The sequence below is a fragment of the Marinobacter sp. NFXS9 genome, assembly GCF_040148665.1.
Taxonomy (GTDB): Bacteria; Pseudomonadota; Gammaproteobacteria; order Pseudomonadales; family Oleiphilaceae; genus Marinobacter_A; species Marinobacter_A mangrovi.
Genome location: NZ_JAGDDW010000002.1, coordinates 70429 through 86772, shown reverse-complemented (window position 1 = coordinate 86772; position 16344 = coordinate 70429). Strand labels below are relative to the sequence as shown.

Annotated in this window: 14 protein-coding genes; 7 read left to right on the top strand and 7 right to left on the bottom strand. The window is 61.9% G+C overall.

Annotated elements, in window-relative coordinates:
* Positions 1–36 precede the first annotated feature (36 nt).
* The 3 genes from betC (at position 37) to fdxA (ending at position 4863) form a co-directional block, all read left to right on the top strand.
* Positions 37–1572, top strand: a complete 1536-nt coding sequence (betC, locus tag J3364_RS03960) for a choline-sulfatase (RefSeq protein WP_349556942.1) — start codon at positions 37–39, stop codon at positions 1570–1572.
* 148 nt (positions 1573–1720) lie between these two features.
* A complete protein-coding gene (gene mutS / locus J3364_RS03955; protein WP_349556940.1) occupies positions 1721–4342 on the top strand; it encodes a DNA mismatch repair protein MutS in 2622 nt (873 codons plus the stop codon).
* Between the two features lie 197 nt (positions 4343–4539).
* A complete protein-coding gene (fdxA, locus tag J3364_RS03950; protein ID WP_123634281.1) occupies positions 4540–4863 on the top strand; it encodes a ferredoxin FdxA in 324 nt (107 codons plus the stop codon).
* Positions 4864–5184: 321 nt separating this feature from the next.
* Here the strand turns inward: fdxA and J3364_RS03945 are convergent, their stop codons facing one another.
* The 4 genes from J3364_RS03945 to J3364_RS03930 all read right to left on the bottom strand — a co-directional run bounded on the left by J3364_RS03945 (position 5185) and on the right by J3364_RS03930 (position 8987).
* A complete protein-coding gene (locus tag J3364_RS03945; RefSeq protein WP_349556938.1) occupies positions 5185–5832 on the bottom strand; it encodes a LysE family translocator in 648 nt (215 codons plus the stop codon).
* Positions 5833–5843: 11 nt separating this feature from the next.
* Complete coding sequence (locus J3364_RS03940) at positions 5844–6875, bottom strand: hypothetical protein (RefSeq protein ID WP_349556936.1); 1032 nt, start codon at positions 6873–6875, stop codon at positions 5844–5846.
* 137 nt (positions 6876–7012) lie between these two features.
* Positions 7013–7963: a DegV family protein gene (locus J3364_RS03935; protein WP_349556934.1), complete on the bottom strand. Its 951-nt coding sequence runs from the start codon at positions 7961–7963 to the stop codon at positions 7013–7015.
* Between the two features lie 166 nt (positions 7964–8129).
* Positions 8130–8987 carry a metal-dependent hydrolase gene (locus J3364_RS03930; RefSeq protein ID WP_349556933.1) on the bottom strand — a complete coding sequence of 286 codons (858 nt, stop codon included), beginning with the start codon at positions 8985–8987 and terminating at the stop codon, positions 8130–8132.
* Positions 8988–9292: 305 nt separating this feature from the next.
* Between J3364_RS03930 and J3364_RS03925 the strand changes: the two genes are divergently transcribed.
* The gene (locus tag J3364_RS03925) at positions 9293–10054 is read left to right on the top strand and encodes an SDR family NAD(P)-dependent oxidoreductase (protein ID WP_349556931.1); all 762 of its coding nucleotides are present in this window, start codon (positions 9293–9295) and stop codon (positions 10052–10054) included.
* Between the two features lie 19 nt (positions 10055–10073).
* A complete protein-coding gene (locus tag J3364_RS03920) occupies positions 10074–10808 on the top strand; it encodes an SGNH/GDSL hydrolase family protein (protein ID WP_349556929.1) in 735 nt (244 codons plus the stop codon).
* Here the strand turns inward: J3364_RS03920 and J3364_RS03915 are convergent.
* Positions 10801–12429: an acyl-CoA synthetase gene (locus J3364_RS03915; RefSeq protein ID WP_349556927.1), complete on the bottom strand. Its 1629-nt coding sequence runs from the start codon at positions 12427–12429 to the stop codon at positions 10801–10803. The two genes, J3364_RS03920 and J3364_RS03915, sit on opposite strands and share 8 nt — an antisense overlap.
* 93 nt (positions 12430–12522) lie before the next feature.
* The gene (locus J3364_RS03910) at positions 12523–13938 is read right to left on the bottom strand and encodes an aminotransferase-like domain-containing protein (RefSeq protein ID WP_349556925.1); all 1416 of its coding nucleotides are present in this window, start codon (positions 13936–13938) and stop codon (positions 12523–12525) included.
* A 218-nt stretch (positions 13939–14156) separates the two neighbouring features.
* On the opposite strand from J3364_RS03910, the gene J3364_RS03905 reads away from it, so the two are divergent.
* Positions 14157–14453 carry a hypothetical protein gene (locus tag J3364_RS03905; protein ID WP_349556923.1) on the top strand — a complete coding sequence of 99 codons (297 nt, stop codon included), beginning with the start codon at positions 14157–14159 and terminating at the stop codon, positions 14451–14453.
* Positions 14450–15259 carry a PhzF family phenazine biosynthesis protein gene (locus J3364_RS03900; protein WP_349556921.1) on the top strand — a complete coding sequence of 270 codons (810 nt, stop codon included), beginning with the start codon at positions 14450–14452 and terminating at the stop codon, positions 15257–15259. Before J3364_RS03905 ends, J3364_RS03900 begins: the two co-directional genes overlap by 4 nt.
* A 13-nt stretch (positions 15260–15272) precedes the next feature.
* On the opposite strand, the gene J3364_RS03895 is transcribed toward J3364_RS03900, so the two are convergent.
* Positions 15273–16175: an AraC family transcriptional regulator gene (locus J3364_RS03895; protein WP_349556919.1), complete on the bottom strand. Its 903-nt coding sequence runs from the start codon at positions 16173–16175 to the stop codon at positions 15273–15275.
* Positions 16176–16344: the final 169 nt, after the last annotated feature.

The following is a 16344-nucleotide window of genomic DNA, read 5'->3' as shown; positions in this document are numbered from 1 at the left end:
AAGTCATCAAGCCACGCGTCATTGCCAGGAGTTTCCATGAGCGCCCAGAAGCCCAACATCGTTTTCATCATGGCTGACCAGTTGGCAGCTCCGACGCTGTCGATCTATAACCCGCGGTCCGTGGTCAAGACACCGCATCTGGATGCTCTGGCGGAAAAAGGGGTTGTATTCGACTCCGCCTATTGCAATAGCCCACTGTGCGCGCCGTCCCGATTCGTACTGATGACAGGCCGACTGCCTTCGAAAATCGGGGCCTATGACAACGCGTCGGAACTGCCTGCGGACATTCCGACCTTCGCCCACTACCTGCGGGACAACGGCTACCGCACCGCTTTATCCGGCAAGATGCATTTCTGCGGCCCGGATCAGTTGCATGGTTTTGAAGAGCGCCTGACCAGCGACATCTATCCGGCCGATTTTGGCTGGTTCGTCAACTGGGATGATTTCGAGACGCGCCCGTCCTACTACCACAACATGTCGTCGGTGACCCAGGCGGGCACCTGCGTGCGAAGCAACCAGTTGGACTTCGACGATGAAGTGGTGTTCAACGCCAAACGCTACCTCTACGATCATGCCCGGGGCAGCGACGAGCGGCCGTTTTGCCTGACCGTCTCGATGACCCACCCACACGACCCCTACGCTTGCACCCGGGAGCACTGGGACCGGTACGAGGGTGTCGACATCGACCTGCCATCGGTACACATCGATCCCCAGGATCAGGACCCACACTCCCGACGCCTGCAGTACATCTACGAAGCCGACAAAACCCGCGTCACCGAAGATCAGATCCGCAACGCCCGTCGCGCCTATTACGGCAACATCAGTTACATTGATGACCAGATTGGCGAAGTGCTGAAAGCCCTGAAGGCAACCGGACTGGACGCAAACACCATCATCGTCTTCTCCGGCGACCACGGTGACATGCTGGGTGAACGCGGGCTCTGGTACAAAATGAGCTGGTTCGAACATTCCGCCCGGGTACCGATGATCGTGCACGCTCCGGACCGCTTCGCGCCTTCCCGCGTCGGTGCCAGCGTATCGACCATGGACCTGCTGCCGACCTTCCTCGACCTGGCCACCGGCGGTAACCACGACGCTCCCGTCACACCGATTGAAGGCCGCAGCCTGGTGTCACACCTGAAGGGGGAAAACGGGCACGATGAGGTCATCGGCGAATACATGGGCGAAGGCGCAGTCGCACCACTGCTGATGATTCGCCGCGGTGACCTCAAGTTCGTACACGGGCCGGGCGATCCCGACCAGCTGTTCGACCTGAGCCGGGATCCGCAGGAGCTCACCAACCTGGCTGAAAACCCGGATTATGCCGAACAGGTTGCGGCCCTGCGCCAGGAAATCGCCGAGGGCTGGGATCTCGACCAGATCCATCAGGATGTGCTCTGGAGCCAACGTCGCCGTCGTCTCGTGTCCCGCTCCCTGATGAAGGGCAAGGTCACCCCGTGGGATTTCCAGCCCATGGTCGATGCCAGCCAGCAGTACATGCGCAACACGGTGGACCTGGACGATCTGGAAGCCCGTTCCCGCTTCCCGCGAGTCAGTGACCCGGCGTCATAACACCGGAAAGGAGCCGTCCTGACTTCCGCCGGCCGCGAATCGATAGTCCGGTCATCCCGGTTTCGTGGAATCAACTGTTTTTGCAATGGGTGGTTTGCTACTCTGAGCCGCTTCTATTCCCGGTACTCCATCCCCAGATTCCTTGACGATGACAAACACCAGAGACAACACAGCGGCTGACGTAAAACACACCCCCATGATGCAGCAATACCTCAAGATCAAGGTGGAGCACCCGAATGAATTGGTGTTCTACCGCATGGGGGACTTCTACGAGCTGTTCTATGACGACGCCAAGAAGGCAGCGGAATTTCTCGATATCACCCTGACCGCTCGCGGCCAGTCCGGTGGCCAGCCGATTCCCATGGCGGGTGTGCCCTATCATTCAGCCGAGGGTTACATTGCACGCCTGGTGCGTGCGGGCCAGTCCATTGCCATCTGCGAGCAGATCGGCGACCCGGCCACCAGCAAGGGACCGGTGGAACGCAAGGTAGTGCGGATCGTTACCCCGGGCACCCTCAGCGACGAGGCGTTCCTGGAAGATCGGCGCGACAATCTGCTGGTGGCCATTTTCAGCCACCGGGAAGACTTCGGGCTGGCCACACTGGATATCTCCAGCGGCCGTTTTTCCGTGTCCGAACTGACCGGCACCGAATCCCTGCAGGGCGAACTGCAGCGGCTACGCCCGGCGGAAATCCTGATCAGCGAGGATTTCCCCTTTGAGGAGCTGCTGGAAGGCTTCACCGGTATCCGTCGCCAGGGCCCCTGGCTGTTCGAACGGGATTCGGCCCATCGCATCATTACCCAGCAGCTGCAGGTGCGCGATCTGACCGGCTTCGGCTGCGAAGACCTGTCGCTGGCCATCTCGGCTGCCGGCTGCCTGCTGCAATACGCAAAAGAGACCCAACGCACGGCCCTGCCCCACATCCGCAAACTGTCCCGGGAGCGGCGCGAGGACGCGGTAATCCTGGATGCGGCCAGCCGCCGCAACCTGGAAATCGACATGAACCTGACCGGCGGCACCCAGTACACCTTGGCCTGGGTCATGGATCGCACCGCCACCGCCATGGGCGGACGCCTGATTCGCCGCTGGCTGAACCGCCCGCTGCGGGATATTCAAACGGTGCGTGAGCGTCAGGGCGCGGTGTCCGCGATGCTGGACGGGTTCCATTACGAGCCCTTGCACGATCAGTTGAAGTCGGTCGGCGATATTGAACGCATCCTGTCCCGTGTCGCGCTGCGCTCGGCCCGACCGCGGGATCTGGCGCGCCTGCGCGACGCCTTTAATCTGCTGCCTGAGCTGCAGTCCGTGCTGGGCGCGGTGGATTCGGAGCATGTGGCCCAACTGAGTCAGACGGTCAGCACCTATCCGGAACTGGCAGACCTGCTGACCCGCGCCATCATCGAGAACCCACCGGTGGTGATCCGGGACGGCGGCGTGATCGCCGAGGGTTACGACGAGGAACTGGACGAGCTGCGCAACATCAGCGAGAACGCCGGCCAGTTCCTGCTGGACGTGGAAACCCGCGAGAAAGAGCGCACCGGCATCAGCACCCTGAAAGTCGGTTACAACCGGGTCCACGGTTACTACATCGAGATCAGCCGGGCCCAGTCCGACCAGGCACCGGTGGATTACATCCGCCGCCAGACCCTGAAGAACGCCGAGCGCTTTATCACGCCGGAGCTGAAGGAATTCGAAGACAAGGCTCTGAGCGCCAAGAGCCGCGCACTGGCCCGGGAGAAAGGCCTCTACGACGCCCTGCTGGAAAACCTGGCCGAACAATTGGCGCCGCTTCAGGATACCGCCCAGGCGCTGGCAGAACTGGATGTCCTGAGCAACTTTGCCGAACGTGCCACGACACTGCGTCTGAATCCGCCGGAGTTTTCCGGCGAACCGGGGCTGGATATCGCCGCCGGTCGTCACCCGGTGGTGGAGCAGCTCCTCAGCGAGCCCTTCGTGCCCAATGACCTGCTGATCGACAATGAACGCCGCATGCTGGTGATCACGGGTCCGAACATGGGCGGTAAGTCGACCTACATGCGTCAGGCGGCCCTGATCGCGCTGCTGGCCTATACCGGCAGTTTTGTCCCGGCCGATCGGGCCATTGTCGGGCCGGTGGATCGAATCTTTACCCGCATGGGCTCGTCCGACGACATCGCCGGCGGACGCTCCACGTTCATGGTGGAAATGACCGAAACCGCCAACATCCTGCACAACGCCACCGAAAACAGCCTGGTGCTGATGGACGAGATCGGCCGCGGGACCAGCACCTTCGACGGCCTGTCCCTGGCCTGGGCCACCGCCGAGCAGCTGGCGCAGAACGTGCGTTGCTACACCCTGTTCGCCACCCACTACTTCGAGCTGACGCAGCTGGCCGATCAGCTGCGCCACGCGGTCAACGTCCACCTGACCGCCACCGAGCACGACGACAGCATCGTGTTCCTGCATAACGTCCACGAAGGGCCCGCCAGCCAGAGCTATGGACTGCAGGTGGCCAAACTGGCCGGTGTCCCGCAGGACGTCATCGACAACGCCAAACACCAGCTGCATCGACTGGAAGGCACCGAGTCTCCCACCCGACCGGCCCCGGCGAAAGCGCCAACCAAGGTGGCCGAGCCGGCACAACCGACAACGATGCAGGGCGACATGTTTTCCGGATTCGAGCCCAGCGCCGTGGAAAAGGCGCTCGATAAACTGGATCTGGACGGGCTGACACCGCGCGAGGCGATGAACCGCCTTTATGAACTGAAGGAACTGTTGGAAAGTTCCTGACGCACATAAGGTTATAATAAAAGGGCCTTGTCGGACGGCAGGCCTGAGCTTGCCAGTTGGCGGGACGCTCCCTACAATACCCGCCTCGCAACAACATTAAGCTCAGTGGACGGTCCTGAAAGCCGCATAAACTGACCGGTGACGCACTTCGGGCTTCGCCGACTGATGAGACAGACTGAGAAACCAGGGATATAACCATGGCATTTGTCGTTACCGATAACTGCATCAAGTGCAAATACACCGACTGTGTGGAAGTCTGCCCGGTAGACTGCTTCTACGAAGGCCCGAACTTCCTGGTCATCGACCCGGACGAGTGCATCGACTGCGCCCTGTGTGAACCTGAGTGTCCGGCTGAAGCGATCTTCTCCGAAGACGAACTGCCAGCCGGTCAGGAGCCGTTCGTCGAACTCAACGCCGACCTGTGCAGCAAGTGGCCGAACATCACCGAGAAAAAAGATCCCCTGCCCGACGCGGCCGAGTGGGACGGTAAGACGGACAAGCTGCAGTATCTGGAAAAATAAGGCCGGCCATACGGTTGATAAAAAAGGGGAGCCTGTCGGGCTCCCTTTTTTTGTTTGTGCCACCTGCGGTTAACGCGCCGGATTGCCCAAAAACAGCAGATGCTTTAGAAGGCACAGAGACACTTCAGCGTCTCCTGAATCGGATGACCGACTCCCTCTCCCCTGGCGGGAGAGGGCCGGGGAGAGGGGGAGACGCCATCAGACGCCCTAAAGGGCCAGTTAATCCTGGCGAGGCTTACGCCTCGTCCCCCTCTCTCCAAACCTCTCTCCCGCCAGGGGAGAGAGGCATTAAGTGTGCAAACCGGGACCATGGCCGCCGGACTACGGCTGGGTCAACGCCAACCGCGCCCCCAAGGCCACAAACACCCCACCAGTCAGCGCATGCATCAACCGCTTCAGGCGCGGCTTGGCGCCCCAGCGACGGGATTTGAGGATCATCACCGCCACCAGCGTCTGCCAGATCATGGCCAGTACGAAGTGTACTGACGCCAGCAGAATGGACTGGGTGAACGCCGCGCCCTGAGGGTCAATGAACTGCGGCAGAAAGGCCATGTAGAACAAGGCCGTCTTGGGGTTGAGAACGTTGGAAAGCACGCCTTCGCGCAGTGAGCGGGACAGGCGATAGCCGCCGTCACCCACACTGGCCACGGCCGGCATGGGCGAACCGGAGCCGGAGGTGCGCCAGGCCTGGCGCAGGCTGGTCAGCCCCAGCCAGATCAGGTAGAGCGCGCCCAGCCATTTCACCGCGGTGAACGCCCAGGCGGTTTGCACCAGGATCAGGGAGATCCCGACCGCCGACAGCGTGGCATGGACGAACAGACCGCTGCAGATGCCCAGGCTGGTCACCATGCCATCGCGCAGGCCGCCGCGGGCGGTGTTGCGCATCACCAGCAGCGTATCCACGCCGGGCGTCACGGTCAGCAGTGAAATGGCAATCAGGTATGCCCAGAACAGGTCTGCACTCGGCATGTCACACTCCGTTATTCGTCAGCAAGGGCCTTTTTGACCGCCGCCGACCGGTAAAACGGCGCCAGACGACGACGCAACAGGGCTTCAAGATACCCCTCCTGGCGCAGCAGGTCGAGCAGCGGCGGGACAAACGCATCGACTTCGGCCATCACCACGTCCGGTGTCACACCGACATCAGACAGCAGCTCAATCAACGGCACCTCACCGTACTTCTCGAACAGGTGCTCCACCACGGCGGTGTAGCATCCCTCGAAGAAAGGCGTCTTGCGGAATTCCAGCCAGAATTCATAGCCCAGCACGACGAACTCCTGCAGCTCGATATCGCCCAGGCCGGCCTGCAGATCCGCCAGCGTGCGGTCCTCGCCCCCATTCCAGGCCGCCATCACCGTATCCCGCAACTCGTCATCCGACAGCGCCTTGAGCAGGAACTGTTCGCTGCGCGATAGCAGCGCCGGCAGGTTATCGCTGAGGTACGCCTTGATCCGCTTCTCGAAGGCCTCATCGATCCCGGGCACCGCGCGATTGGCGACCCGCTTGCCGAACTTCATCATCGAGCCCACGCCCGGCACATTGCGTGAAATCAGGTTGTCCTCATACAGGTAGTTCACCAGCCCGTGATAGACGATGTTCGACACCAGTTCCTGGTAGACCGGGTGCGCCATCACCTCGCCAATCAGCCGTTCGCGATGCTCCCGCAACTCCAGGAACTCCTCGACAAACCCCGCCGCCTGTTCGCGGCTGAGGATATCCCGCAGACGCGTAGTGGACTGCACCGGCGCCGACAGCACCTGGCTGGCCATTTCACCCGCCAGCTCCGGAATACCACCATCGATGTCCATATCCACCACCAATCGACGGATAACGCCCAGAATCTGTGCCTCGCTGACCGCCTGTCGCAGGGTCACCTGCCCGGCCAGGCCGAACAGTTCATCGACCTCGTTGGCGATAAAACGCCGCAGCTTGGCGCCCTTGAGCGCACTGAGTTCATGCTTGATGTGCAGTTCCAGCAGCTGATCTGCCAGAGAGTCGGATGCCTTGGCCATAGTGGGTAAGCTCTCGGTTCGCCCGACCGGTTCCGGTCCGGGGCTCAGGATAAACGGTGACGGCAGGTTAGCATGCGGAAGGCGCCTGCAGGATTCGCCCTGCAGGCCAGTTGATGCGGTAAATCGGGCAAGCGGAATTACTGGTAGTCGGCGAACGCGTGCTCATCGGCCGCCAGTGACAGACACAGGCTGCCCGGTCCGATATAGATGCTGCTGGTGATCCCCATCTGGGAGAGCAGTAATTCGACATCGTGTTTGGCACAGGTTTCACGCAGCTGATCGAGTCCGGGCAGTGCATTGATCTCCTCCCACGACAGCCCACAGGACAGGGCGACGTATGGCGTCAGCAGCCCCGCCTCCACCCGCGCAACGGCGTAGTTCATCACCTTCTCGACCGCTGAATCGAAATTGCGGGTCTTGGCCGCCGGCTTGCCCTCGGCGCCCTGCCCAAAGATGATCGGCGTGATGTTCAGCGCCTTGCCCAGAAACGCCACGACGCCCGAAATACTCTTGTCCCCACGGCGACGGGCCCGTTCACGGATGTAGTGCAGATCCCGCGGAATCACCGTGGTGTAGATCTGGTCGGTAAACGCCTCCACCTGCTGGCGCAGGGCATTCTTGGACAGTTTCTGGTCGATCAGGCGCAGGGTGTGGGCCGCCAGCAGGCCCTGACCGGCAAAGATCTGTTTGCTGTCGATCACCCGCATGGAGAACTTCCCCTCGCGCCCCGATGCTTCACGAGCGTCGTGGTAATGCGCCATGACACTGTTCATGGCTTCGGTCGCGTTCTGAAAAATCAGGCTGCGGGAGCGAGTCACCGTCTCACAGAAGGCCACGTCGTACTGGGTGACAATCTCGCTCAGGAACAGGTCGTGGATCTGCCCGGCACTGTAGGCTTCGGTTTCGGCGTGGTGACCTTTCTGCAACAGGCCACTGTCGTAGAATTCCGCCGTTTTGGCCGGATCGTGGTCATCGACATAGGTTTGGCCATCGATTCGGGCGGTCACGGGAAGGATGAACAGGTTGTTTCGCCGGGAAAACTCAAACGGCAAATCACAGGCTGAATCAACGATCAGACCAACTCGCATGCTAGTGTCCCTCGATATCTCCACTCGCTTCACCGGGTCGATGACGATGCCGGCAACGCTTCTTATGCTTATTGTGTGGGGCGCCCCCCTAAGGATGCGCCATTACGGGAGGAATATCACAGTCTGGCGGGCTTTGCAGTAAACTCTTGCAAACTGTGGACAGGTCTCAGGCGCTCTTCCGGGTTCGCCCGTCGTCCGTATCGTAAACCGTATCCAGTTCCTTCAGGTTCCTTTCCAACAGCTCCCGATTGTCCTGATCCCAGGGATGAAACCCGGTCCGGAAATAGGCCAGGAACTCCGGCAGACAGCGACGCAGAACGCCCGGCTTACCCCAGAGAAAGTTGATTCCTTCCAGCCAGACCCGCGGACTCCACAATTTGCCCTCGGACTTCAGGATGCTGCAGGTGTTCAGGAATGTGAATTTGAAGAAGTTGTAGGTGACGAACAGGAAAACCACCTTGCGCAGCCGCTCGTCGCCGACACACTGACGGTAGACATCGAAGGCCACCGCTTTGTGCTCGGTTTCCTCAATGGCGTGCCAGCGCCAAAGGGCCCGCATCTGCGGCGTGGCGCCTTCCATCCACTCCGGGTGCCCGAGGATGGCATTGGCCAGCACAGCGGTGTAGTGCTCAGCGCCGCAGGTGCCGGCCAGTTGGCGCGACGGCGGCAGCTTCTTCACCCACCGGGTGTGCTTCTGGAAACGGGCGTCGATGGCATCGATGTCGTAGCCGCGAGCCTTCAGTCCCTCGTTGTAGGCCCGGTGTTCGCGACCGTGCAGCGCTTCCTGGCCGATAAATCCACGGACTTCCTGCTTCAGTTTGGGATCCTCAACCCGGTCTCGGTAGAGCCTGACCGAATGGATAAACTGCTCTTCGCCATCCGGAAACTGCAGAGACAGCGCATTGAAAAACGCAGTCCGGAAAAGACTGTTGCCATGCCACAGGGTGCGAAGCTCCTGCTGCACATCGAAGCTGATATGCCGCGGTTCGACGCGGATACCCGCCGGTGTGGAACTGGCAGACATAGACACCTCCATCGGTTGCCTTGTTCTTATTGTCTCTTGAACCGTCCGGCGCCCGGCTCTCCGGGCTCCCGATTTATTCGACATCCTTCAAATTAAAGCGATCGCTTCAATTAATGATTCGAGCATAGCGCAGTGATCACGCGTTGCACAGGCCCGCCACGACGATTGGCTGTCCGATCAGGCCATTTGGCGCGCTCCCCCCAGGCTTCAAACGCCCAAAGCAGCGTTGCGGCATTCCGTGGCGCCGTGCAAAATCAGGCGTTTATAAAACCATAAGAATCAGCGACAGCCGGAGACACACACGCATGGACATCAAAGGGGCGGTGGCCGTCATTACGGGCGGAGCTTCTGGCCTGGGCGAGGCCACGGCACGACACCTCGCAGGACGCGGAGCCCGGGTGGCCATCCTCGACCTGCAATCGGAACGGGGCCAGTCCGTGATGGCCGACATCGACGGGCTGGCAATCGAATGCGATGTCCGCGACGACGACGCTACGGAGGCAGCCTTTCGACACATTATCAAAACCCTGGGCGCCCCCTCGATTCTGGTGAACTGCGCCGGCATTGCCACGGCGGAGAAAATCATTCGCAAGGGTCGGGCGGCCACCATGGAGCGATTCCGTCGGGTGATCGACACCAACCTGTTCGGCACCTTCAACAGCCTCCGACTGGCCGCCGAAGCGATGAAAGACCGCGAACACAACGCCGACGGCGAGCGGGGTGTGATCATCAACACGGCCTCCATAGCCGCCTACGAAGGCCAAATCGGACAGACCGCCTACGCGGCGTCGAAAGGCGCTGTGGTCTCGTTGACGCTCCCCGCCGCGCGGGAACTGGCGGACTACGGCATCCGGGTCAACGCCATCGCACCGGGCCCGTTCACAACCCCGATGGTGGCCCGCTTACCGAGAGAGGCGAAAGCGAATCAGGCTGCCGGAATCCCCTTTCCCTCACGGTTTGGCCACCCCGCCGAATTCGCCCGCCTGGTCGGGCAGATCATCGAAAACCCGATGCTGAACGGCGAAACCATCCGTCTGGATGGGGCGCTTCGCATGACCGCCGTCTGACGAGACAGGAGCCACGACTGTGCTGCACCGACTTCTTTTGCTGCCACTGGCCCCCGCCCTGGTTGTCGAGGGGCGCTGGGTTCGGGCCCATACCCCACGACTGCCGGAACCCGAGGGTGCGCGCACGGGCGTCTGTGGCGACGGCCCCGACCTGCGACTGCTGATCATCGGCGACTCGGCCGCGGCAGGGGTCGGCGCCCCAACCCAGGACCAGGCGCTGGCCGGTCAGGTCAGTCGCAAGCTGGGCGATCACTATCGCGTTCACTGGCATCTGGAAGCCCTGACCGGCCGGCGTGTCGACGATTACCTGCCGCCCAACGACCCGCTGCCCGACTTCGATCCGGACGTGATCCTGATCTCCATCGGGGTGAACGACGTGACGTCATCCATGAGCGCGAAGCAGTGGCTGACAAAAGTCGGCCAGTGGCTCGAACGCCTGCGGGAGCGCTATCAACCGGCCCTGATCCTGTTCACCGATGTGCCACCCATGGACCACTTTCCCGCCCTGCCCCAGCCACTGCGCTGGTATCTGGGCAAACGGGCGCGGGAGTTCAACAATGGGTTGGGCCAGCTACTGCGCGGGATGCGCGACGTGGTGCGGGTGAGCGTGCTGTTCGAGAACGATCCGGCCGTGATGGCATCCGATGGGTTTCACCCCGGTCCGGAAGGCTATCGTGTATGGGCGAATGAAGTATTGACGCTGGTACGCAGCCGGCTCGGGGACGAGCCGACTGCGCCCACCGAGGTCACTTGATGGATTTGGCGGTATCCCGCAGCACAAATTTCTGGATCTTGCCGGTGGAGGTCTTCGGCAGTTCCTGGAAGACCACGGTCTTCGGCGCCTTGTAGTGGGCCAGGCGCTCACGGCAGAAGCGGATAATCTCCTCCTCGGTGACCTCACCGGCATCCGGTTTAAGGGTGACGAAGGCGCAGGGCGTCTCGCCCCACTTCTCGTCCGGGCGGGCCACCACCGCCGCTTCCAGCACCGCCGGATGACGGTAGAGTGCGTCCTCGACCTCGATGGTGGAAATGTTCTCGCCACCGGAGATGATAATGTCCTTGAGCCGGTCCTTGATCTCCACGTAGCCGTCTTCATGACAGACACCCAGGTCGCCGGTGTGGAACCAGCCGCCGCGGAAAGCCGCTTCGGTAGCGTCCGGGTTCTTCAGGTAGCCCTTCATGATGGTGTTGCCGCGCAGGAAGATCTCGCCGATGGTCTTGCCGTCTTTCGGCACGGGCTCCATGCTTTCCGGATCGCCCACCATCATGCCGGCCAGCGTCGGGTAGCGGACCCCCTGGCGGGCTTTCATATCGGCCCGTTCGTCCAGGGGCAGCTCGTCCCAGCGGGATTTCCAGGCACAGACGGTGACCGGCCCGTAGCTCTCGGTGAGCCCGTAGACGTGGGTGATGCGGATGCCCATTTCCTCGATGGCGCCGATGACCTTGGCGGGCGGTGCCGCGCCGGCCGTCATGGCGTTGACCGGATGACTGATCGCGGTTTGCTTGTCCTTGGGGACGTTCAGCAGGCCGTTGAGGACGATCGGCGCGCCACACAGGTGGGTGACGCCATGCTCCTCGATCAGTCGCAGGATCTTTTCAGGGTCCACCTTGCGCAGGCAGACGTGGGTGCCGGCCACCGCCGTGACGGTCCAGGGGAAACACCAGCCGTTGCAGTGGAACATGGGCAGCGTCCACAGATAGACCGGGTGCATGCCCATGGACCAGACTTCCGAATTCCCCAGCGCGTTCAGGTAGGCTCCACGGTGGTGATAGACCACCCCCTTGGGATTGCCGGTGGTGCCTGAGGTGTAATTGAGGGAAATGGCGTCCCACTCGTCCGATGGCGGCTGCCAGTTGTATTCCGGGTCACCGTCGGCGATGAAGGCTTCGTAGTCGAGGTCGCTGACTGCCTCGCCTTCGCCGTATTCCGGATCGTTCACGTCGATGATCAGCGGCGGGCTGTCCAGTTTCGCGACAGCGTCCTGGATCACCGGGCCGAATTCCCGATCGACCAGCAGCACTTTGGCCTCGGCGTGCTTGAGCATGAAGGCGATCAGGTCGGCATCCAGCCGGATGTTCAGGGCGTTGAGCACGGCCCCGCTCATGGGGACGCCGAAGTGACATTCGAGCATCTGGGGAATGTTGGGGAGCATGGCCGCCACGGTATCACCCCGGCGAATACCGTGCTTGGCCAGCGCCGATGCCAGCCGGCAGCAGCGTTCGTAGGTTTGCCCCCAGGTGTACCGGGTCTCGCCGTGAATGACGGCCGTGTATTCGGGATAGACCCGGGCCGTGCGGGCGATGAAGTCGATCGGCGTCAGGTTGTCGTAGTTGGCGTTAACGGGCCCAAGGCCCTCCTCGTAGATCGACGGCATGGGACTCCCCCGGCAGGTTTCGAGTTATTGGTCCATTCAGTGTAGAACCAAACCCGCTTTGATCACCAACCTTTCGGGGTGCCTCCCGTCATCTCACGCGGCCCGTCTCATCTGGGTGGCCACCAGCTCGCCGAGTGTCCGGATCGCCCACTCAATCCGCTCGCTCCAGGGGTTGGCGCAGTTCAGGCGGATGTAGTCCTCATACTTGTCCGTCGTCGAAAACATCCGCCCCGGCGCGATGTTGATGCTCCTTTCCCGCGCCTCCTGATAGATGGTGGTTCCGGACACGCCGTGAGGCAGCTGCACCCAGAGCACGAAACCGCCCATGGGACGGCTCACCGCGGTGCCTTCCGGGAATTCGCGCACCACGGCCGCGCGCAGGCGTTCCGTCGCTTCCTTGTAGCGCTGGCGAGCGGTACGCAGATAGCGGTCGTAACCGCCCTGCTCCAGGAAATGCGCTACCGCCAGTTGGGGGATGCTGGCCGTCGCCATGTTGTTGAAGTACTTCTGCTGACTGATTTCGGCAAAACGTGGCCCCGGCACCACCCAGCCCAGGCGCAAGCCCGGCGAAATGGTCTTGGAGAACGAGCTGCAATAGATCACGTTGCCGGTGGTGTCGAACGACTTGGCCGGTCGTGGCCGCTCTCCCTCGAACGGCAAATCGCCATAGATATCGTCCTCAATCATGGGCACCTGCCTTTCCGCCAGCAGGTTCACCAACCGTTTTTTCTGGCTGTCCGGCATGCGCACACCCAGCGGGTTGCTGTGGTTGGCCACCACCACACAGGCCTTGATGGGCCACTGCTCCAGGGCCAGCTCCAGGCCTTCGAGACTCATACCCTCCAGTGGGTGGGTGGGTATTTCCAGCGCGCGCAGACCGACCACCTCCAGGGCCTGGAGGATGCCCGGAAACGACGGCGACTCCACCGCTACGATGTCGCCGGGCTGGGTCACCGCGCGCAGGGCCAGAATAATCGCTTCCTGGGCCCCGTTGGTGGCGATGATGTCCTCATGGGTGGTCACCACGCCGAGGTTGGTCATGCGCTGGGCAATCTGGCGCCGGAACACGTCCTTGCCGGGAAAGGCATAGTCCAGGGCTTCCAACCCCTGCCGGGCAGCCCAGAGCGTTGCATGCTGGATCTGGCGTAGCGGCACGTAGTCGGCATGCGGCACCGCGGCGCCCAATGCCACCATGTGCTTGCGCTCCACCGTGCACAAATCCAGCGCCATATCCCGTGCCGTGACCGGAGCCGGCCGGGACTTGGGGCGCTGCATCAAAGGAATCGGCGCTTCCTTGCAGGGAACCCTGGCGTAGTAGCCGCTGCGCTCGCGCGCCTCCAGATAGCCGCGACTCTCCAGCGTCTGGTGTGCCTGGAGAACCGTGGAAATACTGACGCCGAACTGGCGGCTGAGTACCCGAACGCCGGGCAGGCGCTCGCCTTCGCGGTAGACGCCGTCACTGATCAACTGCTGGATCTGATCGGCCAACTTGGCATAGAGGACAGTCATGGTGGTGCTCCCTGAACAGGCCCACACGGGCATTTATCCTTGTGTCCCATGCTCCCAGAAACACAGCCCTCACCGGCAGCACAGTTGTTCAGTCAATCGACCGGTACAGTTTAGCTGCATCGCCCCCTGTACCGGTTCAATTATAGCGTGACTGGATCTGTGACGGTTAGCCCTGACCCGAGACAATGATTCCCGGACTCACGGAAAGGAGTACTGCCATGCTGACTTCACGCTACCCGCGCCCTCGTCTCGGGCGTCTGCGCAACGATCTGCTGGACCTGGATGGCGCCATTGGGTCGATCACCGTCATGGACCCGATCACCACGACACAGTGGCTGACGGAGGCCGGATTCGCACCCTGCCATCGGGAGCCGGGTCACTGGATCCTGAGCCGCGGCGCGCAGCATATTCACCTGTATGGTGAGGCAGAACTTTCCGCGTTCGCCCAACGCTATCGCCCAAACCCTGCCTCTGTGGCACTCTCAGACACGACACCCGAGGAGATCGATTCATGACCGAACTGCCCCTGTACCAGGTGGATGCTTTTGCCAGCCGCCCGTTCCGCGGAAACCCCGCGGCGGTGATGCCGCTGACGGACTGGCTGGACGACGGCCTGCTGCAATCGCTGGCGCTTGAGAATAACCTGTCGGAAACTGCGTTCCTGGTACGCGAACCGGAGGGCAGCGACGCCGACTTCCACATCCGCTGGTTCACGCCGGGGATCGAAGTGCCGCTGTGCGGCCACGCCACGCTGGCGTCGGCCTGGGTGATCTTCAACCGACTGGACTGGCCAAACGACACGGTGCGTTTCCGATCCCTGAGTGGCCCGCTGGGCGTCAGCCGCAAGGCGGATGGCTGGTTGGAACTGGATTTCCCCAATCTGCCCTACGCGCCGATCCCGACACCGGAGATCATCCGCCGCAGCGTGCCGGACGCACCCGAACAGGCGCTGCTGATCAACAATGACGCCAATCACATGATCGTGCTGGAAAACGAAGCCGCCGTCCGGGCCCTGAATCCGGACCTGCGAGCCCTGAAAGCACTGGAGCGCGGCGGTCTGATCGTGACGGCGCCGGGTGACGACTGCGACTTCGTCAGTCGCTACTTCTGCCCGGCCGACGGCATCGACGAGGATCCGGTGACGGGCTCGATCCACAGCGTATTGACGCCTTATTGGGCGGAGCGCCTGGGCAAGACCCGGCTGGTTGCGCGCCAGCTTTCGGCCCGTGGCGGGGAGCTGCGCTGTGAACTGCACGGTGATCGCGTCCATATTGCCGGGCAGGCCGTGCCTTACCTGACCGGCACGGTTCAACTGGCCTGACCGATGACCGCCGTCAGCTTACCGCACGGGCCTCCGGCTGGCGGCGGTCATTGATCGGGCTCACGCCAAAATAACGTTTGTAGTCGCGACTGAATTGATGAACGCTGCGATACCCGGTCGCCGCAGCGGCCTGATTGACGTTCAGGTCGTCGTGGGTCAGCAACAGCTGGGCATTGATCAATCTCAGTCGCTTGATGTACTGCAGGGGGGACACCTGGGTCACCTGCTTGAAGTGCTGATGGAACGTGGACACGCTCATATTGGCCTCGCTCGCCAGGGCCTCCACCGACAGTTCCTTCCGGTAATCGGTGTGGATGTGGGTCAGCACCCGCACGATGCGCGAGTAGTTGCCCTGATTCCGGATCAACGCCCGTAGCGCCTGTCCCTGCTGGCCTTTCAGGGCCTCATAGACCACCTCGCGAATCCGCTGTTGGCCAGCAATCCGGGCGTCCATCGGATCATGCAGCGCGCGCAGCAGGCGAATGACCGCCTCGTGCATACTGCCGGTCATTTCCACCGAATCCATTGGCCGGGGCGTTGCCTCATCCGGGTCGTCCGTGACATCCCCCATCTCCACCACCAGCTCCCCCAGCATCGCCGGGTCGATTCGCACTGCCAGCCCGAGCATGGGCTCCTCCTCGGAGGCGAAGGTTTCGCACTCAAACGGCAGCGGCAGGGTCTGGACGAGGTATTGGCCGGGGTTGTAGTGGATCTCACGATCGCCCAGGTAACCAATCTTGCGGCCCTGGGCGATGATCGTCAGGCTGGGCTGGTAAATGATCGGTGTTCGATCGATTTTCCGATGGCAGGCCATGACACGGATACCGGGCAGCCGTGTGTCGGAGAATCCGTCACTTTCGATCAGTGGACGGATGAGGTCTTTCATTTCCGGTGATCGACCGCTCTCGCTGCGCATGCCTTCTCTCGCAAGTTCTGACTGGGCACTCCATTATGCCTAAAATCTCCGCACCGGGAACAGGCCTTGCCACGCCTTCATAGAAATGTGCAAAAACGCCAAAGGAACGTTGATGGTCGGCCCGCCCCCGATCTCGCACACTGTGCCCCCTGAACGTCGATTGAATTCC

Bases quoted from the DNA above. Each gene is read 5' to 3' on its own strand.
- betC (WP_349556942.1), top strand. From the start codon at position 37: ATGAGCGCCCAGAAGCCCAACATCGTTTTCATCATGGCTGACCAGTTG.
- mutS (WP_349556940.1), top strand. From the start codon at position 1,721: ATGACAAACACCAGAGACAACACAGCGGCTGACGTAAAACACACCCCC.
- fdxA (WP_123634281.1), top strand. From the start codon at position 4,540: ATGGCATTTGTCGTTACCGATAACTGCATCAAGTGCAAATACACCGAC.
- J3364_RS03945 (WP_349556938.1), bottom strand. From the start codon at position 5,832: ATGCCGAGTGCAGACCTGTTCTGGGCATACCTGATTGCCATTTCACTG.
- J3364_RS03940 (WP_349556936.1), bottom strand. From the start codon at position 6,875: ATGGCCAAGGCATCCGACTCTCTGGCAGATCAGCTGCTGGAACTGCAC.
- J3364_RS03935 (WP_349556934.1), bottom strand. From the start codon at position 7,963: ATGCGAGTTGGTCTGATCGTTGATTCAGCCTGTGATTTGCCGTTTGAG.
- J3364_RS03930 (WP_349556933.1), bottom strand. From the start codon at position 8,987: ATGTCTGCCAGTTCCACACCGGCGGGTATCCGCGTCGAACCGCGGCAT.
- J3364_RS03925 (WP_349556931.1), top strand. From the start codon at position 9,293: ATGGACATCAAAGGGGCGGTGGCCGTCATTACGGGCGGAGCTTCTGGC.
- J3364_RS03915 (WP_349556927.1), bottom strand. From the start codon at position 12,429: ATGCCGTCGATCTACGAGGAGGGCCTTGGGCCCGTTAACGCCAACTAC.
- J3364_RS03910 (WP_349556925.1), bottom strand. From the start codon at position 13,938: ATGACTGTCCTCTATGCCAAGTTGGCCGATCAGATCCAGCAGTTGATC.
- J3364_RS03905 (WP_349556923.1), top strand. From the start codon at position 14,157: ATGCTGACTTCACGCTACCCGCGCCCTCGTCTCGGGCGTCTGCGCAAC.
- J3364_RS03900 (WP_349556921.1), top strand. From the start codon at position 14,450: ATGACCGAACTGCCCCTGTACCAGGTGGATGCTTTTGCCAGCCGCCCG.
- J3364_RS03895 (WP_349556919.1), bottom strand. From the start codon at position 16,175: ATGCGCAGCGAGAGCGGTCGATCACCGGAAATGAAAGACCTCATCCGT.